This window comes from Terriglobus albidus, assembly GCF_008000815.1.
Classification (GTDB): Bacteria; Acidobacteriota; Terriglobia; order Terriglobales; family Acidobacteriaceae; genus Terriglobus; species Terriglobus albidus_A.
This window is the reverse complement of record NZ_CP042806.1, coordinates 2,248,419-2,272,710: the sequence shown is the minus strand read 5'-3', so window position 1 is coordinate 2,272,710 and position 24,292 is coordinate 2,248,419. Positions and strand designations below refer to the sequence as shown.

Below are 24,292 nucleotides of genomic sequence, written 5' to 3'. Positions count from 1 at the left end.
TTTCTCCTACTCTTCCGCGGAACGGCGAAAATAACCTTAGGTCCCGGCAACGCCATGGTAGCGAAGCGGCCACCGCGTCTATGCCATTCCCACGCGTCTGATCCTACATAAGCATCCCACTCGGGCAAATGTCTTAGATTTTGCTTCACAAAGCTGAAAACTCTATCGGTCCATTGGATGAATTCCTGTCGTTTTTTGATGATCAGGTCACCTTGTAAAATGTCTGTCTGACAATAAAATCTACCCCGCACTAAGACTTGACCATCAAAGTCGCAGCCTGACACGGCAATTATTTCCGAGTCGTCTGTTATGTGCCACGTTGAGACTCTAGGATAGTGTTCGAAGCGAATATTTGCTAAGCCATTGGGTATCAAATAGCACTTGATGGATTTTGAGTTCGCTGACGACAAAAGAGATTCGTTTTGAATTGGTGAATCAAGCCATAGAGGTTCGTGCGCCGAAGATGTAGGGCTAAGCATTGACAAACCAATGCTCTCACTCATTCGAAGAGTGATTCGTTGAATCTCATCTGGAGTCGCATAAAAATATAACTGCTTGCTCATGGGATATCGATCGGGATCTCTGGCTCCTCGCCTCCAATCCTACCTGCGCCTTCTCCTTCTTCTTCAATTGGCGTGCGCAGCGAAACTTGTCCTGATTCGATCGCCTCTAGTCTCGCACCAACGCCCTTATCTTCAAACTGCGGACGTATTCCAGTTGCCTTCTCTATATCATTCAATGCGCTCCGCTCTCTGGCAACCGGACTACCGTCTTTATTTGCTTCACCGACTTGGTACATTTTTGTTTCGCCTGTCCGCGGTTTCACTCCAACGACATCGACAAATCGAGAGGCCTTCGCTCCTTGAGGAGTATCGACTTTCACTTCGGTTTGTACTTCGTACCCTTCACTACGGAGCAGTTTGGCGAGCTGTCGCACTGATTGGCGATGCCTTGGACTTCCGAGCTTTCCCCAAGGGTTGAAAGCTAGCCACCAAGGCAAGTCATCGACTTCATGGCATCTACCAGCATGAACGGTTAGAACTCCCGTTTGTGGGTCAAGAGTACTGTTATCCGGCGCACATTCTTGATGATGTCCGTCGGGATCTCTTTTTGTAATCGGATTGTTCCCGACATAGTTATAGAGATTCAAGCTCTGAGGATTATCGAGAGTTGCAAAAGGGATTGCGGTGGGCACACGTGACCAATCCGGGCTCATCCAGCGCCCCATAGTCGAACCGTAGTATCTTGCCCCGAAGTAGTCGAGCCCTGATTCTAAGTCCCGTTCTTTGCCGGTGAACTTGTAGTTGTTTACCGTTGGTATGCTGGCGGTGAGTTCCTGCCCGTAGGGAGCGTATTCTCCTCTCCACATCGGCCAGCCTCCGGGGCCGTTGACTCCACCAGCGGAGAATTCCATCGTCGCCGAGCCTAGATGGTCTGCCGCATAGTAGGTCGTGTTCGCCCGTGGAAAGCTTGCATCCCCATCGCTATTGGAGTGCTCGACATTCGCTTGCACGTTCGTCATGCCCGGCGTGCCGTAGTAAGAAAGACCGATACTTCGCAGGCGGTTATAGATCGGCGTTACCGTTCCATCCGTGCTGTAGATCGCGATTTCGCCGAACCACTCATCCCAGTCACCAGCGGCCGTTTGCCCTTCGGCCACAATCCATCCGTCCCCCAGTACGGTGTTCGCGAATGAACTCAGATCGACGGTGCGTGTCACCCATGTGTAGTGAGAGGTGAGATTGTTCATCACCTGGCCATCTGTATCCGTGCTCGTCCAATTGGTATTTGCGCCATTATTGAAAGACAATGTGAGCCCGCCGATAGCGCCGCCCGCCTGATACTGACGCCACGTGACCTTGTCGCCGGCTTTGATGGTGTACGCAGGGACCGGGAAATGCCATGTCGCTGACTGCCACCCGCAGTTGTTCGGATCGCAACGGTTGCCGTGGATATGGATTCGCTGGTCATAGCTGTCAGCGCGTGCGATCTTCTGTCCGTTGGCATAGACGTAGTCGGAGACACCGTCGGGATGAAACTCGGTCAGCATCTGGCCGTTTACATAGGCATAATCGGTCCAATCGGATCCTGAGCCTTTATGCACTCGGTTGCCATCGGCGTTGTAGAGATACTCTTCCGTTTGCGCATAGGTATTTGAACCCAATTGTGAGTACAGACGCGCAACCTGCCCGCTGGCGTTGAAGACGAACCCCTTCGCGGTGTAATTTCGCGCGCCTGTGCAGAGCATATTTCCCGAAAGGTCGTAGCCTGAATTGGCCGGATCCACACCGATGGTTCCCGGCACAGCATCGCAGCCGAAAGCACTTGCGGCAATGCGGTTCTTCGCGTCGAAGCCCGGCGCGAAATCTACCAGGTTCGGGCCGACCGAGTTTGTCTGGCTTGCATTGCCGAACGAATCAAAGGAATAGGTTTGTCCGCCATTGAAGCCCCCCGTTGAGCCTCTTAGATAAGAACTGATGCGGTTGAGACTGTCATAGGTAAAGCACTGGCTGCGCGAAGAGTTCTGTTGGTCGCTGATCTGGTAGATGTTGCCGTTATTCTTATGGCTTGTTCCACTGCACTCCGCAAGGTAATCGTAGCTGCGGTTGAGCCAGACAGGCGATCCCGCCGAAGAAGGTCCTGTGACCTTGAATCCGTTAATCTGAAGCCGGCTGTTCCTGGTGTAGCTCTCGGTCACGTTATTGCCGAACGTCATGCTCTGGACAGAACCGTCAGGAAAGTAGCTGGCCGACTTCAAGTAGTCGTAGCTTAACGGGATACCGTCGTAGCCAGTCAGCGTAACCTTCTGTAGCCGGCTTGCCGAATCATAAGTACGCTCTATCGTCGGCCCGCTGGAACGGCCGTACCCGATCACATTTCCCGCAAGATCATAGGTAGTCGCAAACCAAGTTGCGCCTGCGTTCGAGGGAGCGACGAACTGAAAGACTACCCTTCCCAACGCATCGTATGAGTATGTTTCGCTCACGTAATGGCCATTGGTGTATGCATAGTTAACCTGCCCCAGACGGCCGATACCGTTAGCAACAGTTCCACCCCAATTCGATGTCTGGTCGTAGTAGTAGCCAACATCGGGAGTGATGCCGTCGTTGGCATGTTTGAGCGTGAGACGGTTGAATGCATCGTAGCTGTAGCTTGTCACTACACCACGAGAATCGGTCTTATGCCCAAGATTGCCGTTGCCATCATAATCGGCGGTACAGTTCGATCCGCTGGCTGCTCCGCTGGATGTCGCGCCATAGCAGATCCAACCGGATTCAGGATTGTAAGACTGACTCAGCCTTGACAGCCAATCGTAATCGAAACTTCGAGCGCGCGCGGTCTCTCCTGACAGGCCGGCTTGACTGACAGTAGCGAGATCGCCACGTGCCGTATAGGTATAGGCTGTCTTCGCGCCGTTTGGTTCCTCGACGTTTGTCAGTTCTCCAAGGGCGTCTGAGGTCCGCTTCCAGGCATTGCCTATTTCATCCTTTGTTGTGACTACATTTCCCGAATAAGAGAACGTTTGGGAGCTTCCATCGGGATTCGTCTTTTGAATTGGCCTTTCAAGTTCATCATAGGTGTTTACGGTCACACTACTGGACGAACCTTGAGTATCAGTGTAGGGATTTGAAGTAGAGTAGACATGCCCCATATCGTCATACTTGGTATCGACGCTGATGACATCGCTCCCTGCGTTCTGTTGAACTTTGATCGTCCTCCCGACAAGATCGTAACTAACTGTTTGCGACATCTTCCCCTGGGTGCCACCGGTATCGACCTGCACCTTTGCCGATGAATTTGCACCGTCTGTGTATGTGATGGCGGTGTGACCGCCATCGGGGTAGTCTACTGCCGTTACTCGATTCAGTGAGTCCGCATAGGTATAGGAAGTCGTCTGTGAATTGGCGTCCTTGTGTGACGTAACCTTCCCTGTATTGCAGTCGTGAGAATAGACAGATGTTTCCGCGATCGACGTACCGTAGGCTTTCGTGACGCTCTTAGGAAAGGCACTCGAACAATCGAAGGAATCGACATGAGTTTTGATGCCGTTCGCATCGACGGAACCTGTCCATGTCCCATCGGAGTTGAAACTGGAGTATGTGTCGATATGGTTAGACGCGTCTTTCCACTTCCGGACAGATGTCACTTCTCCAGCCACAACGCCAGCAGAGTAGGTCGAATCGTCATAGGTGTAGCCGGTTTGGGCCACTTGATGTGAACCGCCATCATAGATTTTGATCTGCGACGGAAGCCCTGTCAGGCCATTATTCTCATAGTCTGCTCCACCGGTATCCTGAAATCTGTAGGTCATATCGGTTTTGCGCAGCAGAGTCCCTGGACCAGAACCAGCGCCTTGAACAAAGTCGTAGACTTTTTCAGTCGCTATCTCCGTGTAATTGACACAGGCACAAGTGTCGTGCGCTGGATACCAGTAATTGTCGGGATTCCATCGCTCGATAGTGCCCGAGGAGGGCACAGGCGTGGCGTCGGTCTCCTGAGATGAGACCACCTTCTGAGTGGTGAGGTCGTAGAGCGACATGATCGTCGTCTCGACAGGACCTGGGATTGTTTCAGGAGTGGAATAGCCTGGTAGCCACTTCACAATGGGATTGCCGTCTGGGCCAGTCTCTGGAGAGACCAGGATGTCCTGGGTCTGCGTAAACAAGGGGGTGGAGCGAAAGCTGCTCGACGTTTTAACGATCTTCGAGATCGTTCCTGTTGCTTTATAAGCATCTCCACTCGCATGCCCTTTATAAGAAACAACGTACTTATTGAGCTTTCCGTTGTCCTCTATGCGGCTTTGGTAATGCCACTCGTCGTTCTGATCGGGCCTGGAAACAATCACCGGTATGGCATCTCCGGGCTGAGGACCGCACACGCCGTTGTTCCCCCAGTTGTAACTCCAGGATGAAACACCGCCTCCCGTCGTTACAGATCTTGCTGTGACAACACGTTTCATGGGCTGCGCTGTAGAGCAGAGGTCCCACTTGACGGTTCCCCACGTATACACGACCACGCCGCCTGTGGGTAGATCGATGCGAGTCAGGTCGAGAAAATCAGGATCGTATTGAAAGGAGTACGAAGTGTTGTTTGGCAGAATGATCTTCGTGAGGAGATACGCATCGAAAGATGCTTCGTCGAGAACGGCACTATTGACCTGTCCGAGCCTGCCATTGAAATTGAAGCGTGTGTTCGCGGTGTACTTCGAAAAGCAGAAGTAATATGTTTGCGATCCACCCGAGTCTGAGGACGCAGGTACGGTCCAGGTTCTCGTTGCTACTGCTCCGTTATTGCAGCGAGCCATCTCACTGCTGGGTACGCCGGGAAATGGATCGTCTTCCAAGGGCGGGTATCCATTGGGGCTGTTTACCGATCCGGAGCCGTGGCCTCCCCATGATCCGGGGATAATACGGCCCATGCTGTCATGCCAGCCATCAACGTCCGTTGTAATAGTGTTCCCGTGGGCGTCGGAGATGTTCCAGGCTGGCCGACTTACCCCTCCTGATTGAATCGTCAAGCTGCTGTAGGTCACACCCTCTTTGTCTTTTAGTCCTCCGGCTGCAAAGACCCATCCCGAACCATCAGGAGCTGGGAAATTTACCAGAGGGGCCGCAACTTGACCGCCTGTACCAGCTCTTGCCCAAAGATCATGAACGGCACCAGAACGATCCCTTATCCCACCGCCCTCCGAATAATAGTCGATAGGGTCTCCGTTACCGCAACACCCCGGCGCTATTCGGGGAGTCATGTTATAGGTGCTCGTTACCGCCTGGTCTCTTACTACATCGACACCTAGAGGACGCGGATTATTGAAGTCCTTGAGCTTCCAAAACCCAGCTGCGGAATAACCGCCAATGGTAGGGTTGTAGAGGGGCATACCGATCGCGCTGAACCACTGCGGCTCGTTATATCTGACGATGAAGTTCAGACGAAGCTTGCTTCCCTTCTGGGGAAAGCCTAGGAGCGGGATATGCAGATTGACGTTGCCCGTGTCCAGGTCAACGCTGTCAATGCTTGACTGTTGATAGGTCGCGAAATCCTTGATCCCTACTTTTGGTAAGTAGTCATACTGGGCAAAACACGTAGCCGAGTAGCCCAAAAGAGAAAGCAAGAATGCAAGTCTCGTAGTCCTCATTGAACGCCGTGGTATAGAGCTCGTCGTTCCGATGGACAGGCCGGATCGGCAAGAAGTCACTACATCAGAGCTCTCGCGAAGAAAAGAGCGCAGCAGGAAAGAAACGAGTTGTAGGCAGATCAAGAACAGTCCTCCAGACAAGCAGGACCTGGGAAAAAGAAAAAACTTGGTTTATTTTTGTGTTGTGGCCTTAGACTCTCGTCTTGGCTTGTGGATTGTCAAGTTCACAAATTCTTTAGTGCTGTTCGGTTTTGCGACAGTGCACCATATTCCCTGTTTATTGCGATGGATGCGGCAACCGGCGCCACGCTGGCAAAGTGGCTGGGTGCACAGAACAGACGGGAACGTCATTCTTGTTTGTCATTTCGCAGCGCGGCGGAGAAATCAGCTTGGACCTTGAATCCACGCTGCTTCTCAACCCATTCCTTCCCGCCCAATACCGGCGTGGGAAAGTAGTGTCCCTGAGATTTTGTCTATCGCCGGGAGAAAAGCAGATTTCTCCGCTCCCGTTGGTCGCTGCGAAATGACAAAAAAGCAATTCGAGCTTCGCTCGAATAACCCATGTCCCCTAGGGACATTGATGGGATAAGGAAGAAGGCTTCAGCGAAGATCGAGATAGGTAAGGGTTAGAGGACTGACCTATCGGGAAGATCAGGAGAAGCCTTCTTATGCAGATTGTAGGTTGTGATTTCCATCCGCAGTGGCAGCAGGTTTCATTTTTAGATCAGGAGACTGGCGAGTACCGGGAAGCGAAGCTAGTCAACGGTGATGGGGAGGCGGAACGGTTCTACCGGTCTCTGTCTCCGGGAGCGCTTGTAGGAATCGAGTCGTGCGGCAACGCGCAGTGGTTTATTGATCTGCTAGGCAGTCTGGGTCACACGGTGTGGGTCGGAGATGCGGCGAAGATCCGAGCCAGCTATGTACGGAAGCAGAAGACGGACCGCCGGGATGCGGACCATATCCTGAAGCTGCTGGTGGAGGACCGGTTTCCACGGTTGTGGACGCCTTCAGCCGAGCAGCGGGATCTTCGTCAGCTGCTGATCCACCGTCACAAGCTGGTGGAGATCCGGACCCGGGTGAAGAACGGGCTGCAGCACCTGGCGATGAACCGTGGCGTACAGAAGCAGTCGCGGCTGTGGAGCGTTCGGGGGAGGGCTGAGTTGGAAAAGCTTCCCCTGGAGGGCTGGAGTGCTCGTCGACGGAAGGATCTGCTGGAGCTGATGAAGGGTCTGGATCAGCAGATCAAGGAGCTGGATGAGGCAGTCGTGCAGGCGGCCAGGGAGGATGCGAAGGCGGAGCTGTTGATGAGCCAGCCGGGAGTGGGTCCGATCACGGCGATGGCCTTCGTACTGACGATCGGCGATGTGAGCCGGTTCGAGTACAGCGGGAAGGTCGCCAGCTATCTGGGCCTGATCCCCAGCGAATACACCTCGGGCGGCAAGCGCAAACTGGGAGCCATCAGCAAGCAGGGCAACCGGTTCATGCGCCAGTTGCTGGTCGAAGCAGCTCAGACGGCCTGCCGGCTGGATGAAGGATTTCGAAAGCAGTATCAGGCTCGCTGCCACCACAAGCCGAAAGCAGTGGCCAAGGTGGCGGCAGCAAGGAAGTTAGCAGTGCGGCTCTACTGGATGCTCAGGCTGAATAAACCGTATCCAGAGATCGCCCATATCGAGAGCAGCTCGGGGGTGCCCCTGGCCATCCATGGTCGTGACGTTGAGTGAGCGCTCTCGCATCCAGCACAGGCTGGATGTCCGCATAGAAGCATCATGGCCTGTTTCATACGGTCGAATCGATGGTTGGTGGGGCTAGGCCCCACAGAGATGTGATGCAGCGTTGAGTTACCCCAGAAGACACCGGTCCTCTAACCCCTTGCCTCTGGACTCTCAAACGGTGCTCTCGCATCGAATAATGACGTACGCTCTTTTTACCCTTGACACAGTCTTCTTCCTTATCGAGGGGCACCCTGGTGTATGGGTTATAAGCAAAGACAAAGGCCGCGAAGGTTTATTCCTTCACGGCCTTTGTTCGTTATAGCTATTTAGTACTGTTTCGCAAATGCATCGGCTTCGTGGTTCATCTCATCCGAGGTTAGAGGCGAGGATGAGATCAGAACACGATAGATAAATGTGACGGTCTTTCCCTTCTCTACTGTGTAATTGAAGGGCTCCGCCTTGGGATTGAAGATATGCGCTCCCAGTGGATTCGCCGCGAACAACCCATAGCCGCGTGCATGCCAGTAGGTGGGGTATCCCGGGTTCTTCGGGTTATCGATGATGGCAATCGCTTCCTTCTTGCCTTCCGGAGTATGTCCGCCCAGTACACACCAGCGGCCACGGGTCGACCATACCTTATCGCCCTCGATGCCTTCGCTGGTCAGATACACACCGGTCGCGATGGAGTTATCCACTGCAGCCACCTGCGTCGGATTTCCGCTGGCGTCCAGGAAGGTTCCACCCTTTTCCGTCGGCGACTCGAGCCAGCGCGCCACGCGGATGCCCAGCACGCCTTCCTTATCGTCGTTGAAGGTGATCTTCTCCAGCGCAGTCAGCTTGCCGATGCGATCAATGTAGCGGACACCGTTCTTTACACCGAAGACATACTGCGTCGTCTCCCGCAGTACATCCTGCCCTGCTCCATTGGTCCAGACAGACTCGACCGTGAGGTCGCCCTTCCCCTGGCCGCTATGCGTACTAACGACCTTCGTGTGATGCACCGAGCCCATCTTCGGCTTCTGCTCCGGCTTGATAGCGTCAGAGTTATTCCAGAAGTCGAATCCGTTGACATTGCCGTAGTTGAACCACAGACCAGCGTGATGCGGATGATCAGTGCGCTCGTTCTTCTGAGGCTTCAGCGGATATCCGCGAGTCACGATGGTGCCGTCCGGAGCCGTCAGCGGATATAACACCGGCTTCTCCAGCGTGGTGGGCCACATATAGCTGGTAAAGGGCTTGCCGTCGACAGTGACATCGATGCGGCGTTCGCTCTCTACCGGAGTTACTTTAACCATCTGCGCAACCGAAGTAAGTGGAAGCAGAACCATAGCCGCTGCCAACAACTTACGCATAGACCTTGCCTCCGGCGATGATCTGCTGCGTCTTGTCGTTGAAGGTCACCTTCTGCCCGGTCTGCATCGCCGCAATGCACATGCACAGCGCGATCGAGTGCGAATAGCCGGCCTCAATGCTGGCATTCGGCGTCTTGCGGCTGCGCACACACTCCATCCAGTTATGCATGTTGGCCGTCGTCATCGGGTCGCCGCCGGTGTTCGCATCGGTTGAAACCTTCTCTGCCTTCTCAGCCAGCGAGAACTTCGGCAGTTGGTTGGCCGGCATCTTCATCTCCGCAGCCGCCTTCGTGGTGAGGCCGCCATCCGGCGTTACCTCCTGCGTATCCATGTTCAAGCTGCCGCCGTTGGAGTAGTAGATCTCCTTGATACCGCCGGCCGAATTCGTCTGCCGAGACGAGTACAGCACCTGGAAGCCCTTCTTCGGATCATCCTGCGGGCCGTAGTCGAAGACCGCGGTAAACGTATCCCAGTTACGGCGGCCGTCATGCCACTGATAGATGCCTCCGTTGGCGACGACTGAGCGAGGATGCGGATGGCCGGAGAACCAGTGCACGGTGTCGATCTGGTGGACCAGCCACTGGTCGGGAATACCCGAGGAGAACGGCCAGAAGAGACGGAACTCGAGATACTTACGCGCATCGAACGGCTCATACGGGCGGTTCAGCAGGTAGCGCTTCCAATCCGTGTCTTCCTCTTTCAGCAACGGCACAACATCAGGACGCCGCCAGCGGCCCGGCTGATTAACGTTCCAGGTCATCTCCACCATGTTGATGTCGCCGAACTTACCGGAGCGGATGTACTCATATGCCTTCTGATACGCGGGCGTTGACCGGCGCTGCGTTCCCACCTGGAAGACCCGTCCGCTTTCCTTTACGGCCTTCAGCAGATCGCGCGCGTCTGACATCATGTCCGCCGTCGGCTTTTCGCAATAGGCATCACGGCCGGCCTTCACAGCTTCAATACCGTGCTGTGCGTGCTGGAAGTCGGCGGTGGCAATCAGAACCGCATCCACGTCCTTGCGCGAGTACAGCTCGTCGTTGTTACGGCAGATGGCGATGTCTCCGCCGGAGAGCTTCTTCAGCAGCGCCTGGCCCGATTCGCGGCGCATTGACCAGATGTCAGATACTGCGACGAACTCGAAGTTGTTCTCCTGCTTACAGGCCTGAAAGGCAGGAATCAGAGCCTGCCGCATACGGTCGCCGCAGCCGACCACGGCGGTGCGGACACGGTCGTTGGCTCCGACGACGGCAGCATAGCTGCGGGCGTTCATCGAGAGCGCAGAGGTGGCTAGCGCGGCAGTGGAAAGCTTGAGGAACTCGCGGCGGTCGGTCTGCGAAGTGGCCATGGATCATCTCCGTACGTCAAAATCGAAAGGTTTTACTGGCGGACCGACAGTGTACAGAGCCAACGGTACTTTTGTCTTGTCTCGAACCGACGCAGGCCGTCTTCTTCCCCGCGCAGGTCAGGCAATTCATCGACTTGCAATAAAAAAGGCCGCGATGTCTTTCCTGACATCACGGCCTTTTTGTGCACTTCAGAAGCGTTACGAAAATCTACTGCAGGTCGCGGTAGATCTTGCGGGCGAGCAGGTTTTCGATCTTCTCCTGACGCCCCGAACGAGGCTGAGGCTGAATCGCGTCCTTCTCCGCCTTGGCCGCAATCTCCTCCAGGGAGAGCTTGCCGTTGAACATGGCCTGCGCCTCCGGACTCTTCCAGCCGGCATAGCGCTCGGTGAGGATGGCGTCGTACTCGCCCTCTTCGATCAGCTTCGCGGCTGTCAGGAAGGAGCGGGCGCACAGGTCCATACCACCGACATGCGCATACACCAGGTCCTCGGCCGTGAAGCTCTGGCGGCGGACCTTCGCGTCGAAGTTGCATCCGCCCACGCCAAGACCACCGGCCTTGATGACCTGGTACATCGACATGGTCATGCTCCACAGATCGTTCGGGAACTGGTCAGTATCCCAGCCCAGCAGCGCATCGCCGCGGTTGATGTCCAGCGAGCCCAGGATGCCGAAGGCGCCCGCGGTCGCAATCTCATGCTCGAAAGTGTGCCCGGCCAGCGTAGCGTGGTTAGCTTCGAGGTTCACACGCACTTCGTTCTCCAGACCGAAGCGTTTCAGGAAGCCGTAGACCGTCGCCGTGTCGAAATCGTACTGGTGCGAGGTGGGTTCCTTCGGCTTCGGCTCGACCAGAATCTGGCCTTTGAAGCCGATCTTGTGCTTGTAGTCGACTACCAGCGAGAGGAAGCGGCCCATCTGCTCCAGCTCCTGCTTCATGTCGGTGTTCAGCAGTGTCTCATAGCCCTCGCGTCCGCCCCACAGAACGTAGTTCGCGCCGCCGAGCTTCATGGTCGCGTCCATGCAGTGCTTCACCGTGGTAGCGCACCAGGCAAAGACCTCGGGATCAGGATTGGTGGAAGCGCCGGCCATGAAGCGCGGATGCGAGAACAGGTTCGCGGTTCCCCACAGCAGTTTCGTCTTCGACGAGCTCATCTTCTCGCCCAGGTAGTCGACGATGGTGTGCAGGTTCTTCAGCGTGCCGGCAAGCGTCTCCTCCGCGGGGGCGATATCGGCATCGTGGAAGCAGTAGAACGGCACATCGAGCACGCGGAAGAAGTCGAACGCGGCATCGGCCTTCAGCTTCGCCAAAGCAATGGGATCACCCGCTGCCGTCCATGGACGATGAATCGTAGGCCCGCCAAAGGGATCGCTTCCCGTCATCGCGAACGAGTGCCAGTAGGCCACGGCGAAACGAAGATGCTCGCGCAGCGGCTTGCCCAGCACGACGCGGTCGGCGTCGTAGTACTGATAGGCCAGGGGATTGGTGCTCGCGGCACCTTCAAACTTCACCTTAGGAAAGTTGCTGAAGATAGTTTCAGACAAGTGGTTCTCCAATCTGGATCATAGGTTCGGAAACTGAGCTTTGAGTACAGCGTTGTAGCGGTCCTGCGCCGCACGATAGGCGGGACGCTTCTCCGCCCGGGGGTGAGCTGTCTTCTCCTCATCGACGCTGACAAGGCGCTCGGAGAGCACAGCAAAAGTCACCGGAGTTTCCTGCTGGCTCTTATAGGCATACATGGCCTGAATCGCCGCCCCAAGGCAGCCGGCCTCTTCTTCAATCGGTACCTGGATCACCGCGCCGGTGGCATCGGCAATCATCTGCCTCCACTCCGCTGAGCGCGAACCGCCTCCAATCACTTGAATCTTGCTGGCAGGCTGGCCCTGCAGAATCAGCTCCAGGCCATTCAGCACACCGAAGGTCACGCCCTCAATCACGCTGCGCAACAGGTTGCCGGCGCTGAAGTTCGTGGCCGTCACACCATGCATGCTGCCCTGTGCCGTCGGAAGGTCGGGCGTACGCTCACCGTTCAGGAAGGGCAGGAAGGTAATTCCGTCCGCACCAGGATTGGTCGAGGCCAGAATCGGATCTATATCTTCCACGCCCTTGCCCAGCACATGCAGAGTCTGCGTCACCACGTTGGTGGCATTCATGGTGCAGACCAGCGGCAACCATCCACCCGAGGAGGAGCAGAACGGAGCAACGCTCGGATCCACGCTGGCTAACGGCTTCTCCAGGAACGAATAGACCGTCGAAGAGGTGCCCAGGCTCAGCGTCACAATCCCAGGGCGCACATTGCCGGTTCCGATGGCGCCCATCATGTTGTCGCCACCGCCGGAGGAGACAACGCACTGCGGTGAAAGTCCAAGCTCAGCCGCGACCTCGGGGCGAACCGCACCGACAATCTGGTCAACCTTCAGCAGCGGAGGCAGGGCTGCCGCAAGCTGGCCGGTACCTCCATCGATCTCATCCAGAATCTCGCGAACCCATTCCCGCGTCCGGATGTCGAAGAAGGCCGTACCGGAGGCGTCGCCGTACTCGGCATACATCTGTCCGGTCAGCCAGAAGTTCAAATACTCATGTGGCAGCAGGATATGGCGGATACGGGCAAAGTTCTCGGGCTCGTTCTCTTTGATCCACAACAGCTTCGAGACGGTATAGCCGGTCATCGGCAGAATACCGAAGCGCTCCATCATGGCGCTCTTTCCGCCCAGCCGTTCAATCAAGGCGGCGTTCTGCGGAGCGGTTTCGGTGTCATTCCACAGTTTCGCGGGACGGATCACCTGCTTCGCTTCATCCAGAACCACCAGGCCGTGCTGCTGTCCGCTTACGCCCAGTGCCAAAACCTCGGCGCCATGATGGCTCACCGCCTGCGTCACGCTGGTGCGCAAGGCATCGACCCACCACTGCGGGTCCTGCTCGCGAGCCCCGCTGGCACGCTCAATCAACTGATGCCTGGCATATCCGCGACCACGGACTGCGCCCGCCTCGGTGATGAGAAGTGCCTTTGTACCCTGGGTCCCGCAATCAATTCCCAAGTACATAAATCAGAGCTCCCATCTGGCTTAAAGTTCTAAAGAAAGGAGGCTGTGAAGGGGCCGCAGTTTCTTTATTTTCCGTCCAAAAATATATCAACATGTTCTTTCGATGGTCAATGAAAACCGTTTTCGGAATCAGGACCTGCGGGATGCGTCGTGTGTCGAACGGTGGTACGAGACGTGGCGCTGCATCAACATCGCCGCGCTGCCGCTCAGGCGGGCCAGCTCTGCATCACCCGCGGCGCGCAGTAACGGCGGGGGGCCAGCGAGCATGGATGCCGCCAGCTCCTGGGCAACGACGGGGCCAAAACGATCCCACGAGGCAGTGATATCGCCCACAACCAGAATCAGCTCCGGGGAGATGCTGGTCGTGATCAGCCGCAACCCCCGGCCAAGGGCGCGAGCCTGCTCGGTGAGCGCTTCAATGGCACTCTCATCGCCTTCTTCGCTGAGCTGCAGCAGTTCATAGATGTCCTTCACCTTGCGGCGGCTGGTCTCGTTGAAGCTTCGAATGGCTGCACGCGAGGACGCTACCATCTCCCAGCAGCCCTTCTGCCCGCACTGACACAGCGGTCCATTGGGGTCGATCGAGACGTGTCCGAACTCGCCAGCCATACCGTTGTACCCGGAGTGCATGTGCCCGCCGGTAAGAATGGCCGCGCCGACACCTTCGGCCACGGCAACCAGCACGACATCCCTGGCGCCCTGCAGCCGGCCAAACCAAAGCTCTGAGATCAGGCAGACGTTGGCGTCGTTGTCGATCTCTACCTGCAGGCCTGAAACATCTTCCAGCGCCTTCTTCAGATCGAACTCATGCCAGTGCATATTCGGCGCCAGCAGCACACGCTGGGTCGCCGGCTGGACGCGGCCCGGCAGACTAACCCCAATCCCCTCAAACGACTTGGTGGAGTGCTCGTCGCGCAATGCCCGCATCCGCTTACCAATCTGCGCCACCGTCTTCTTCAGATCCGACGAGGTCGTAATGGTCTCGCGAGACAGGAAGCGGCCGCTCAGGTCGGCCACGGCAAGGATGGCGCGGTCCGGACGCAGATCAAGCGCCAGCGTCACCTTGTCGCTGTTGACCGAAAGCATGGTCGAGGGTCGCCCGCGCGCGGGCTTGATAACCGCACCCTCCTGCACCCAGTTCTCCTGGATCAACTGCTCGACAATCGCCGAAACCGTGCTCGGGCGCAGACCGGAGAAACGCGACAGATCCGCACGCGCCAGCGGCTGCTTAAAACGAATGAGCTCGAGGATGATATCGCGATTGATATCGCGAGCCATCTCGCTGGAGGCAGGCTGGAACGACGCCAGATCGATCTGGCGCACTCCATGGGTCTGCCGTGCATTCGGTTTTCTGGACTTCAGAGAACTCATCGTACCGATCAGTTGTGCCTTTTCCCTGTAGGTGTAGAGTCGGGCTTCCGTATCTATGGGCGTTTTCCGCAATGAAAACGCCGCTGCACTCCTCTTCCGGGATACCCAGCAACAGGGAAAATGCTCTAGTGCCACCATGGTACGACAGCAAGTCACATCGCCGTAACTACTTAAGCGATGTCCAGGAAGATTGGTTCGCTGAGGAGCGCAATGCCGCCTCAATAAACTTCAGTCCGTTTACGCCATCCTGGCAGGTCGGCAGCAACAACGACGCCGGTGCAGGATCACGCTCTTCCAGCCGGGCCGTAATACGCTCCGCCAGATCGGCATAGAGCTGCGCAAAGGCCTCGAAGTATCCCTCGGGATGCCCTGCGGGCAACCGTGCCGCCGCGGCATTCAACGCTCCACCACCCCGACTCAGAATCTGCGTCGGCTGATTCAGCGGCGTGTAGCGTGCGTAGTTCGGATTCTCCTGGTTCCATTCCAGCGAACCGGCTTCGCCGTAGATACGCAGATTCAGGTTGTTCTCATTCCCAATGGCGATCTGCGACGACCACAGACTTGCCTTGGCTCCGCCCTCGTAACGGATCATCGCCTGGACGTTGTCATCCAGCCGGCGCCCTTCGACAAAGGTCGTCAGGTCGGCAGAGATCGATGCCGGCTCCAGGCCACCGACAAAATAGGCCAAATGATAGGCGTGCGTTCCAATGTCACCCAGGCACCCAGCCGGACCGCTGCGCTTGGGATCGGTGCGCCACTCCGCCTGCTTGTTTGATCCCGAGCTCTCAAGCGGAGTCGCCAGCCAGCCCTGCACATACTCCACATTGATCATGCGGACCTTGCCGAGTACGCCGCTCTCCACGATGCTGCGCATCTGCCGCACAATCGGGTAACCCGAGTACGTATGTGTCAGCGCGAAGATCAGGCCCGAGCGCTCAACCTCTTCAGCCAGCTTGATCGCGTCGTCCAGCGTGGTCGTCATGGGCTTGTCGCACATGACGTGGATACCAGCGTCAAGGAATGCCTTGGCAATCGCGTAGTGCGTGTCGTTCGGCGTCACAATCGCAACGACGTCGATGCCGTCCTCGCGCTTCGACTCCACTTCAGCCATTTCGGCGAAGCTTCCGTACGCGCGCGGAATTCCCAACTCTGCAGCAAAGGTCTTCGACTTCTCCGCATTGGAAGACAACGCCGCGGCTACCAGCTCATACTTGCCATCAAAGCGTGCCGCAATGCGATGCACCTCTCCGATGAAGGCTCCCGGGCCTCCACCTACCATGCCCAGGCGCAGCTTCCGTCCGAGCTTCTTGCTCATGCGTCCTTCCTTCCAATACCAAGCAGGTTGTCGAGCATCTGCTGATCGGTCGCCGCTCCGGCGAAGTCATCGAACGCCTTCTCCACCGCCTGAATGATGCAGCTCTGGATGAACGGCGCTCCTTCACGAGCGCCCTGCTCGGAGCTCTTGATGCAGCACTCCCACTCCATCACTGCCCAACCGTCAAAGCCATATTGCGTCAGCTTGGAGAAGATCGCCTTGAAGTCCACCTGGCCATCGCCCAGCGAACGGAAACGGCCCGCGCGATTCGCCCAAGATTGGAAGCCGCCATAGACGCCCTGCCGTCCCGTCGGCCGGAACTCGGCGTCCTTGACGTGAAACATCTTGATGCGGTCGTGATACAGGTCGATGTACTCCAGGTAATCCAGCCCCTGCAGAATAAAGTGGCTGGGGTCGTAAAGCAGGTTGCAACGCTTGTGGCCATTCACCAGGTCCAGGAACATCTCAAACGATGAACCGTCGTGCAGGTCTTCGCCAGGATGGATCTCGTAGCAGACATCCACGCCCTGCTCGTCGAAGAAATTCAACAGCGGCAGCCAACGCTTCGCCAGCTCTCCGAAGGCGGTCTCGACCAGGCCGGCAGGACGCTGCGGCCAGGGATAGAGATACGGCCATGCCAACGCTCCTGAGAACGTGGCATGACGATCGAGTCCCAGGTTTCGCGAAGCCTTCGCTGCGAAACGAAGCTGCTCGATTGCCCACTCCGTACGCGCAGCAGGCTTGCCGTGCAGGGACGCTGGCGCAAAGCTGTCGAAGAGCGCATCGTAGGCCGGATGAGCAGCAACGAGCTGCCCCTGCAGATGTGTAGAGAGCTCCGTAATCGCCAGACCATGCGATGCCGCAATCCCACGGACTTCATCGCAATAGGCTGTGCTTTCTGCGGCGCGCTTCAGATCGAACAAGCGGCCATCCCAGGTGGGAATCTGCACCCCCTTGAAGCCGATTCCGGCGGCCCATTTGCAGATCTCGTTCAGTGAGTTGAATGGCGGTTCATCGCCGGCAAACTGCGCAAGAAAGATTCCAGGTCCCTTAATCGTCTTCATGATTTGCGATGTTCTCTCCCGACCATCTTACTTCTGCGGCGTGGGTTGTGGAGCCGGGCGCATCGGCGGCGGCCCATCCATCGGGTTCAGCCCTTTGCTGTAGTGCGGATCCTTCGCCGCCAGATCGGTACGATAGCTCACCGAGTTCGCGGTCGGAAACGAGGCAGGAACAGGCTGAGTCACCTTGCCGGTCGCAACCCACTCCACACCGCGCTGGAAGGTCACCACGTAATCCTCAGAGCTGATCGCCATCACATCGTGCCCCAGTGTCGAATGGAAGATGCGTCCCTTCCCGAACTGCGAGACCATCAGCATCGGCTCGTCAAAACCAGTACCGTGGTTCTCGGGGTCAGAATAGGCGGTGGCCAACACGGTCATCTTGCCGGGGCCACGCATATTGGCATACATCTCATCGCCCTGGTGCATCCACTGCTTCGGTAGTCCCTTGGTAATGGGGTGGTTGGCGTCGCGCACCGTGAGTTGGAATGGAAGCCGCAAACCATGAGAACCTGCCCGGCCCGGCTTGTCGTCGGCGACCAGCTTGCTATCCTTATAAACCCAGTGCGGACCAGCCTTCTCGGTGCGTCCGCGCCATCCGCCGATACCGGTCATCTCGTTGAAAGCAACCCAATCGGGAAAGGCATTATCGGCAGCATGGATCGTCACCAGACCGCCGCCATTCTTCATGTACTGCTCGAAGGAAGACTTCACCTCGCTCGACCAGCGCTCATCCGGAGCGTCGTAGTTCAGCACCACTGCCTGATACTTTGACCACGCGGGATGGAACTGAGAGAAGTCGCCGTCCTTTTGAATCGTCAGCACCTCTACATCGAAGAGGCCTGTCTCCTCCAGCTCCTGTTTCAGGACCGGCGTCTCAGCCGCCCAGTTGTGATAAGGAGCCGCGCTCTCACCGTCAAGGATAAGAACGTGAATCTTCGATGCGGCCATCGCCGCCGGTGTCAGCGAGCCAAAGCCAACTGCGAGTGCAAGAAACCAATGCTTCATGATTTGCCTCTTCTTACTTCGTTGTTGCTGCAGTTGGAGTCCGCTTCGCTGCGGGCGCCGCAGGAGCCTCCGGCAGGCGCCAGGCAAACATCACATTGCCGCCGCTGGTCAGGATGTACTGATGCCCGTCCAGTTCGTAACTGATAGGCGACGACGCAATCTGCCCGCCGGCGCCGGCATGCCATAGCGTCTTGCCGGTCGCTGTATCCAGCGCCAGAAAGTTCCCGGTTGCATCACCGGTAAAGGTCAGTCCGCCTTCTGTAGTCAGAACGCCCGAGCCCGCACGCTGGCCGAGCTCATGCGACCACCGAATCTTGCCGGTCTTGTAGTCGATCGCATCCAGGACACCCTTGCTCCACAGGCCGTAGTCCGCTCCGGCCCAGCCATATGCGCCGTCGGCGGGCTTATTGAAGTAGAGGCTGTAGCTCGGCGAAGCGCTCACGATAAACAAACCAGTCTTCGGATCGAAGCTAGGCGAACGGTAGTTCGTCATGCCGCCCTCGTCCGGTGCGATCAGGCGTCCATCCGGAGCGGGCTCCTTATCCGGATTCGGAATCGGCCGGCCATCCTTATCCACACCCTTCGTCCAGTTCACAGGACCGAAGGTTGTGGTCAGCATGTTCTTGCCGTTCGTGCGATCGATCACGAAGAAGTAGCCGTTACGCGAAGCCTGCATCAGCATCTTGCGCGGCTTGCCATCAAAGAGGCCGTCGGCCAGTACTGGAATCTCCACCGCGTCCCAGTCGTGGGTGTCGTGCGGTGAAGGCTGGAAGTGCCACACCAGCTTGCCGGTCTCGGGATCAAGCGCCAGGATCGTGCAGGTATAAAGGTTGTCGCCCGGCCGCACCTTACCATTCAGCACTGGCGAAGGATTGCCTGTGCCGAAGTAGATCAGGTTCAGCTCCGGATCGTAGGTACCGGTCATCCACATGTTGCCGCTGTAGGCGACCCGTGGTGTATCGACCGTGGGTGTGGAATAAAACGTCCACTGTGTCTTTCCGGTATCCGGATCGACAGCGCGCAGAAAGCCCTGCAGATTATCGAAGTCGCCCGACGCTCCCACCAGGACGTGATTGCCAACGATGAGCGGAGACATCGTTGCCCACTGCCCCTTCTTCGAGTCAGCGACCTCCACATCCCACAACACGTTGCCGGTCTTCGCATCCAGCGCCTGCAGATGCGCGTCCGAGGTCATGTAGTAGAGCTTGTCCTTCAGAATGCTGACACCACGCTGACCGATGTGGAACGCCTTGGTCGGCGGGGCGGCGTAGTGCCACAACTGGTGACCGGAACGCGCGTCGATAGCCCACACGTGGTCCGGCAGGGTGAAGTACAGAATGCCGTCCGCCAGGATCGGCGTCGCCTTCAGAACGCCGTTCTGTTGTGTCTGAAAGGCCCATCCCAGCGACAGCCCGCTGACGTTGCGCGTATTGATCTCCGTCAGGGCGCTGTGGCGGCGGCCGGAGTAGTCACCGTGATATCCCAGCCAGCTATCGCGCGGAGGATTCTTCAGCATCGCACTATCGACGTTCTGCGCATTCAAACCCGTGGTGACAGTCGCGGCAGCAGCCAGCGTCAGCACCCGTGCACTCTTTTTCCAATTCATCCGGACCTGCTTCAACGTGCGCTCTCTTTCCTTACTTAAGGGTTTGGATATACGCGAGAACATTGTGAATGTCGTCATCGGTGTACTTGCTCATGGCGGTTACGTGAGCCTCAACCGGCTTATCGAGCTTTGCCGTGATCGCAGTCATCGGCCACGAGTGATAGATACCGGAGCTATCGCGAATGCCGAGCGTGAACTCGTCTTCATACTCGACGGTGCCGGCAAAGGTCTGGCCGGACTTGGTCTTCACCGTCGCCTTCGTCTTCGCGTCGCGGGGATACAGCATCTGCATCTCGAGCCTGAGGCCGCTGAACTTCGAGGCAATCCCGGCCAGATCGCCCGTCGCCGAGTGGCACTGCGTGCACCCGCCCGGTCCTTCAAAATACTTCTTGCCTGCATCGGCATTGCCGGTATGCAGGTCGCTCTCGTCGACACCACGGCGATTGCCCGACTGCGACATGGAGGCATCCTGCTGGGTGTGAATAAACGCTACGAGGTTCAGGATTTCCGTATCCGACAGGCTGAAGCGCGGCATCCCCTTATCCAGACGGCCATTGCGGATGACTGCACCGATCGCCTCGCCGTTCTTATCACCGGTCACCAGCTTCGAGCGTGTCAGGTCGGGCCCGGTCTCGCCACCGCCGGCGTCTTTGCCATGGCAGAAGGCGCAGTTCTGGATGAAGAGCGCTCCACCGCTCTCTGCCTGCAGCGGCGTGAACTTGGCATGCTCCGGCAGAGGACCTTGTGACCCCACCGTCCAACTGGGTCTCTGAGCAGGAGTGGGTCTTTGACCAGGAGTCTGTGGGGCCTGAGCTGTCATACGGCTAAAGGTAAACAGCATCACTGGCGCCGCCACCGCAGCGGCCAGCAGGATGTTTCGGGAACGGAGCCTCATCGAACCTTCGCTTCTTGCGCCGCGCAAACTCCATTAGAAGCAAGGCGCAGCCGTAATAGAAATGGATTTATTTTCCGCCTCGAATATAAGAGGCGCGAAAATCGCGTGTCAAGCGGGGTTGTCCAGGGAAAATGCAGGCCCCGGCATAAAACCGGGGCCCGTTGGAGGTTAGAAATGAACGCGGAGAACGAATTCCATGGTCCGAGGGTCCGTCGCGCCGGTGGAACTGGTTACCTGGCCGAAGGTCGAGGCACCCAGCGTGTTGGCAATCGTGAACATGGACATGTGATTGGGCACGTTGAACATCTCAGCACGGAACTCTGCGCCAATCTGCTCGTGGATCGGAATGTTCTTCTGCACCGCAGCATCCCAATTGTTGAATAGCGGTCCCTTGATGGCGTCGTAGCCCAGGTTGCCGTAGGTTCCGGCCGCCGGGGTGGCAAACGCAGCAGGGTTCAGATACTGCTTACCATTGTTGGCGTACGGATTACCAACCAGGTTCGGACGCTGGGCAACGTTGGCCGTGGTGACCAGGTTGCCAGCAACCGACAGACCAGAGGCCTGGATGACGTTGATCGGAAGGCCATTTGCGATACGAGTCACACCGGAAACCTGCCAGTCTCCGATCGCGCGCTTGTACCACTCCTTCCCGTTCCGCCAGAACGGAATGGGATAGACATAGCTGGCAACGAAAATCTTTGGCTGGTTGAAGTTTGCCGGACCGTAATCAGCCGCAAGGTTGAGGCTGTCCTGCGGCTGGTAATCGAAGGCCGAGCCCATCGTCAGAGCCTTAGACCAGGTATAGGAGATAGTTACAAGTCCACCCTGCTTGAAACGGGTCTGCATGCGGAACTGCAACGAGTTGTAGTTCGCATGAGCGCCGTTGGTGTACTGGTAGATCTCACCATACCCACGGTATGGACGAAGAGCATTACGCTGCACACCTGGATTCGCCTGCTCTGTACCGGCAGCAGCTTGATTCAGGTTTTTGCGATAGGTTAGGTTGGCGGCACGCGAACCGACGTAGTTCAGTTCCAGAGACGTGTTGTCGAACAATTTGTGCTGGATACCCACGCTGTAGTTGTGAATCCGCGGCGGAGACAGACTCATATCGGCTGAGTTGGTGATATTGGTCGGCGTCGCTGCCGTTCCAATGCTGCCAAGGCTATCGGCGTTACCCGCGCTGGCCAGTGAAGCCACTGCTACAAACGGCAACTGTGAAGCCGCACCATAGATATAGTTACCCTCAACACGTTCGTACGACATGCCATAGCCGCCGTGGAGCACGGTTTCCTGCTTGCCGCTCAGATCGTAGGCGAAACCTACACGAGGCGCGAAGGTGTTGTACTTCGTCTCGACAATACCGCCGGGCTTGTTGCGGAACAGCGCCTGCACCGCCGGATTGTTGTATACGGATGGCGCTACCACCTGCTTCGCCTTGTCGGAGAAGCCGGTGCCAGGCAGCACGAGCCCGTTGTACGGCGAAGGATTGGAGGTAATGCTTCCGTTCGAGCCGATCGTTGCTGCCTTCGTCTGATCGAACAGAGTCGGATCGAAGAAAGCGGTGTTGTTAGGCCAGCTGGAGATCGGAGGCATCAGCTGCCAACGAAGTCCTAAGTTCACCGTCAAACGGCGGGTTACAGTCCAGTCATCCTGGACATAGGTTTCGAATTGTGGAAAGCGCGCCTGAATCTGGGGAATATTGCTGCCTTCGGTGTAGCTTGCGAAGTTTCCGTTGAAGAGGCTCTTGAGTGTCTCCTCCTTCGCTGTTGTACCCAGCGCAGCGTTGGCAGGCGAATTGAAGGTGAACTGGCCATTCAGCGCCGGGGGGGCCGTCTGGTTCTTACGCGCTCTCCAGAAGTATCCACCAGCCTTCAAGGAGTGGTTCCCAAAGACCATCGAGAGGTCGTTCTTTATTGCATAGATGCGTTGGTAATTATCGAACTGACGCGGACTGACATTGGGGTTACTGTAGCCGGCGAGGCTTATCTGGGGAATGATGTTCGAGGCGCTGTAGAGCGTTTTATACGTCATCCCATAGTCAGAGCGAAGAATCTTTGCTCCCCTGAACTGAGGATTTGCGCGAATGTTATTGCCTTCATTGATGATGTTGCCTGAATAGGAGCCAGTAAGAACGTTGACGATCTTCGAATTGAACGCATGCGTCCAGGAAGCCGAAGATGTAAGGCCGGGAATCGTTCTGTCGTAGATAACAAAGTTGGTCGGATTGCCGACGTTCAGAACATTGTCGTGAACAAAGCGTCCGCTGATCTGGTTCTTCTCATTCAGGTTGTAATCGACCTTGATCAGCCACTCGGACTGGTTGTTATTGTTCAGACTCAGATAGTTAAAGCCGCCAGTAGGGTCAGTCAGCACGGTGGCAGCCAATGCCCGTCCGGTCGCTGTCGAGCCAGCGCTAAGCGCCTTCGCCATCTCCGTCGGAGTCGGTACTGCGATCACTGTCGCTGTTGAGTTCCGCAGCCGCTTGAACTCCTGGGCGGCGAAGAAGAAGAGCTTTTCACGGTTCCGGTTGAAGACCCCGGGAATCCAGACCGGACCACCCAGCGTCCAGCCAAAGTCGTTGTAGCGAAGTGGCGCCTTTATCGGAGTCGTGGTCTGGCTCAGGAAGCGATAGGGGTAAGCCTGAATTGCATCATTGCGGATGTGCTCGTACGCGCTGCCGTGAAAGTCACGGCCACCGCTCTTGATGGCAACGGACACCGTCGCGCCCGAGGTGCCGCCGTAGCTGGCGTCGTAGCTGGAAGCCACATTACGGAATTGCTGCAACGAGTCGGGCGAGATGTTCACGAAGTTATTGCCGCCACCGCCGTTGTCCTTGTTGTCGACGCCGTCAATGAAGTAGTTTGCTGAGTCGGTACGGATACCATTGACCGATTGCGAGTTGCCATTCACGCCATAGGTTCCGAAGATATTGAAGCCGCTGGCCACGGTTGTGGAAACACCAGGCTGCAATGTAAGCAACTGAACGTAGTTGCGGCCGTTTAGCTGAATCTGTGTAGCTTCCTGGCTGGTGATAACACCGCCAATTTCAGGGGTCGTCGTCTGGATCATAACGACACCCGCCTGCACTTCAACCGTTTCCGTCGCCTGTCCAAGGGTGAGAGTGATGGGAACGGAAGGCTTTCCGCCCACATCCACCTGGACGCCCGCAATCACTGACTTCTTGAAGCCGGATACGGACGTGGTAAGGGTGTACTTACCGACGGGCACGTTCAGAACGACATAATTGCCGTCCTCGTTGGACTTTACCGCGCGGCTGACGCCCGTGGCTTCATTGGTTACCGTGATATCAGCCTGAGGAATCGCCGCACCCGATGGATCCGTGACAGTACCAGTGATTTGCTGGCTGTCCACGGCCTGAGCTGCGGAAATTCCTATCGACGAAATAAGTACTAGGAAAAACATCAGAAGCCTTCGCTTCATATAC

13 protein-coding genes are annotated in these 24,292 nt (G+C 56.9%); 1 reads left to right on the top strand and 12 read right to left on the bottom strand.

Features of this window, described 5'->3' with window-relative positions:
- Nucleotides 1–559 precede the first annotated feature (559 nt).
- On the bottom strand, nucleotides 560–6,112 hold the full coding sequence (locus FTW19_RS09160; RefSeq protein WP_187143387.1) for an RHS repeat-associated core domain-containing protein: 5,553 nt from the start codon (nucleotides 6,110–6,112) through the stop codon (nucleotides 560–562).
- A 692-nt stretch (nucleotides 6,113–6,804) separates the two neighbouring features.
- Here FTW19_RS09160 and FTW19_RS09155 point away from each other — a divergent pair.
- Entirely contained in the window at nucleotides 6,805–7,857 is a 1,053-nt protein-coding gene (locus tag FTW19_RS09155) for an IS110 family transposase (protein WP_147647338.1), read from the top strand.
- 317 nt (nucleotides 7,858–8,174) lie between these two features.
- On the opposite strand, the gene FTW19_RS09150 is transcribed toward FTW19_RS09155, so the two are convergent.
- The 11 genes from FTW19_RS09150 to FTW19_RS09100 form a co-directional block, all read right to left on the bottom strand.
- On the bottom strand, nucleotides 8,175–9,200 hold the full coding sequence (locus FTW19_RS09150; RefSeq protein ID WP_147647337.1) for a PmoA family protein: 1,026 nt from the start codon (nucleotides 9,198–9,200) through the stop codon (nucleotides 8,175–8,177).
- Nucleotides 9,193–10,548 (bottom strand): Gfo/Idh/MocA family protein, encoded by a 1,356-nt coding sequence (locus FTW19_RS09145; RefSeq protein WP_147647336.1) that lies wholly within the window; start codon nucleotides 10,546–10,548, stop codon nucleotides 9,193–9,195. Before FTW19_RS09145 ends, FTW19_RS09150 begins: the two co-directional genes overlap by 8 nt.
- Nucleotides 10,549–10,756: 208 nt before the next feature.
- Nucleotides 10,757–12,088, bottom strand: coding sequence for a xylose isomerase (gene xylA, locus FTW19_RS09140; protein ID WP_147647335.1), 1,332 nt, complete (start codon nucleotides 12,086–12,088; stop codon nucleotides 10,757–10,759).
- 18 nt (nucleotides 12,089–12,106) lie between these two features.
- Complete coding sequence (gene xylB, locus FTW19_RS09135) at nucleotides 12,107–13,588, bottom strand: xylulokinase (RefSeq protein ID WP_147647334.1); 1,482 nt, start codon at nucleotides 13,586–13,588, stop codon at nucleotides 12,107–12,109.
- Nucleotides 13,589–13,717: 129 nt separating this feature from the next.
- A complete protein-coding gene (locus FTW19_RS09130) occupies nucleotides 13,718–14,959 on the bottom strand; it encodes an ROK family protein (RefSeq protein WP_147647333.1) in 1,242 nt (413 codons plus the stop codon).
- A gap of 166 nt (nucleotides 14,960–15,125) precedes the next feature.
- A complete protein-coding gene (locus FTW19_RS09125) occupies nucleotides 15,126–16,274 on the bottom strand; it encodes a Gfo/Idh/MocA family protein (protein ID WP_147647332.1) in 1,149 nt (382 codons plus the stop codon).
- On the bottom strand, nucleotides 16,271–17,338 hold the full coding sequence (locus FTW19_RS09120) for a sugar phosphate isomerase/epimerase family protein (RefSeq protein WP_147647331.1): 1,068 nt from the start codon (nucleotides 17,336–17,338) through the stop codon (nucleotides 16,271–16,273). The genes FTW19_RS09125 and FTW19_RS09120 overlap by 4 nt, the downstream gene beginning before the upstream one ends.
- A gap of 27 nt (nucleotides 17,339–17,365) precedes the next feature.
- Complete coding sequence (locus tag FTW19_RS09115; protein ID WP_147647330.1) at nucleotides 17,366–18,343, bottom strand: ThuA domain-containing protein; 978 nt, start codon at nucleotides 18,341–18,343, stop codon at nucleotides 17,366–17,368.
- A 13-nt stretch (nucleotides 18,344–18,356) separates the two neighbouring features.
- The gene (locus FTW19_RS09110; RefSeq protein ID WP_147647329.1) at nucleotides 18,357–19,949 is read right to left on the bottom strand and encodes an acido-empty-quinoprotein group A; all 1,593 of its coding nucleotides are present in this window, start codon (nucleotides 19,947–19,949) and stop codon (nucleotides 18,357–18,359) included.
- A gap of 31 nt (nucleotides 19,950–19,980) precedes the next feature.
- Complete coding sequence (locus FTW19_RS09105) at nucleotides 19,981–20,844, bottom strand: c-type cytochrome (RefSeq protein ID WP_147647328.1); 864 nt, start codon at nucleotides 20,842–20,844, stop codon at nucleotides 19,981–19,983.
- Nucleotides 20,845–21,012: 168 nt separating this feature from the next.
- On the bottom strand, nucleotides 21,013–24,270 hold the full coding sequence (locus FTW19_RS09100; protein WP_246153654.1) for a TonB-dependent receptor: 3,258 nt from the start codon (nucleotides 24,268–24,270) through the stop codon (nucleotides 21,013–21,015).
- Nucleotides 24,271–24,292 lie beyond the last annotated feature (22 nt).

What these genes read in the sequence shown, in the direction of transcription:
- FTW19_RS09155 (WP_147647338.1), top strand. Translation starts at nt 6,805, where the DNA reads ATGCAGATTGTAGGTTGTGATTTCCATCCGCAGTGGCAGCAGGTTTCA.
- FTW19_RS09150 (WP_147647337.1), bottom strand. Translation starts at nt 9,200, where the DNA reads ATGCGTAAGTTGTTGGCAGCGGCTATGGTTCTGCTTCCACTTACTTCG.
- FTW19_RS09145 (WP_147647336.1), bottom strand. Translation starts at nt 10,548, where the DNA reads ATGGCCACTTCGCAGACCGACCGCCGCGAGTTCCTCAAGCTTTCCACT.
- xylB (WP_147647334.1), bottom strand. Translation starts at nt 13,588, where the DNA reads ATGTACTTGGGAATTGATTGCGGGACCCAGGGTACAAAGGCACTTCTC.
- FTW19_RS09130 (WP_147647333.1), bottom strand. Translation starts at nt 14,959, where the DNA reads ATGAGTTCTCTGAAGTCCAGAAAACCGAATGCACGGCAGACCCATGGA.
- FTW19_RS09125 (WP_147647332.1), bottom strand. Translation starts at nt 16,274, where the DNA reads ATGAGCAAGAAGCTCGGACGGAAGCTGCGCCTGGGCATGGTAGGTGGA.
- FTW19_RS09120 (WP_147647331.1), bottom strand. Translation starts at nt 17,338, where the DNA reads ATGAAGACGATTAAGGGACCTGGAATCTTTCTTGCGCAGTTTGCCGGC.
- FTW19_RS09115 (WP_147647330.1), bottom strand. Translation starts at nt 18,343, where the DNA reads ATGAAGCATTGGTTTCTTGCACTCGCAGTTGGCTTTGGCTCGCTGACA.
- FTW19_RS09110 (WP_147647329.1), bottom strand. Translation starts at nt 19,949, where the DNA reads ATGAATTGGAAAAAGAGTGCACGGGTGCTGACGCTGGCTGCTGCCGCG.
- FTW19_RS09105 (WP_147647328.1), bottom strand. Translation starts at nt 20,844, where the DNA reads ATGAGGCTCCGTTCCCGAAACATCCTGCTGGCCGCTGCGGTGGCGGCG.
- FTW19_RS09100 (WP_246153654.1), bottom strand. Translation starts at nt 24,270, where the DNA reads ATGTTTTTCCTAGTACTTATTTCGTCGATAGGAATTTCCGCAGCTCAG.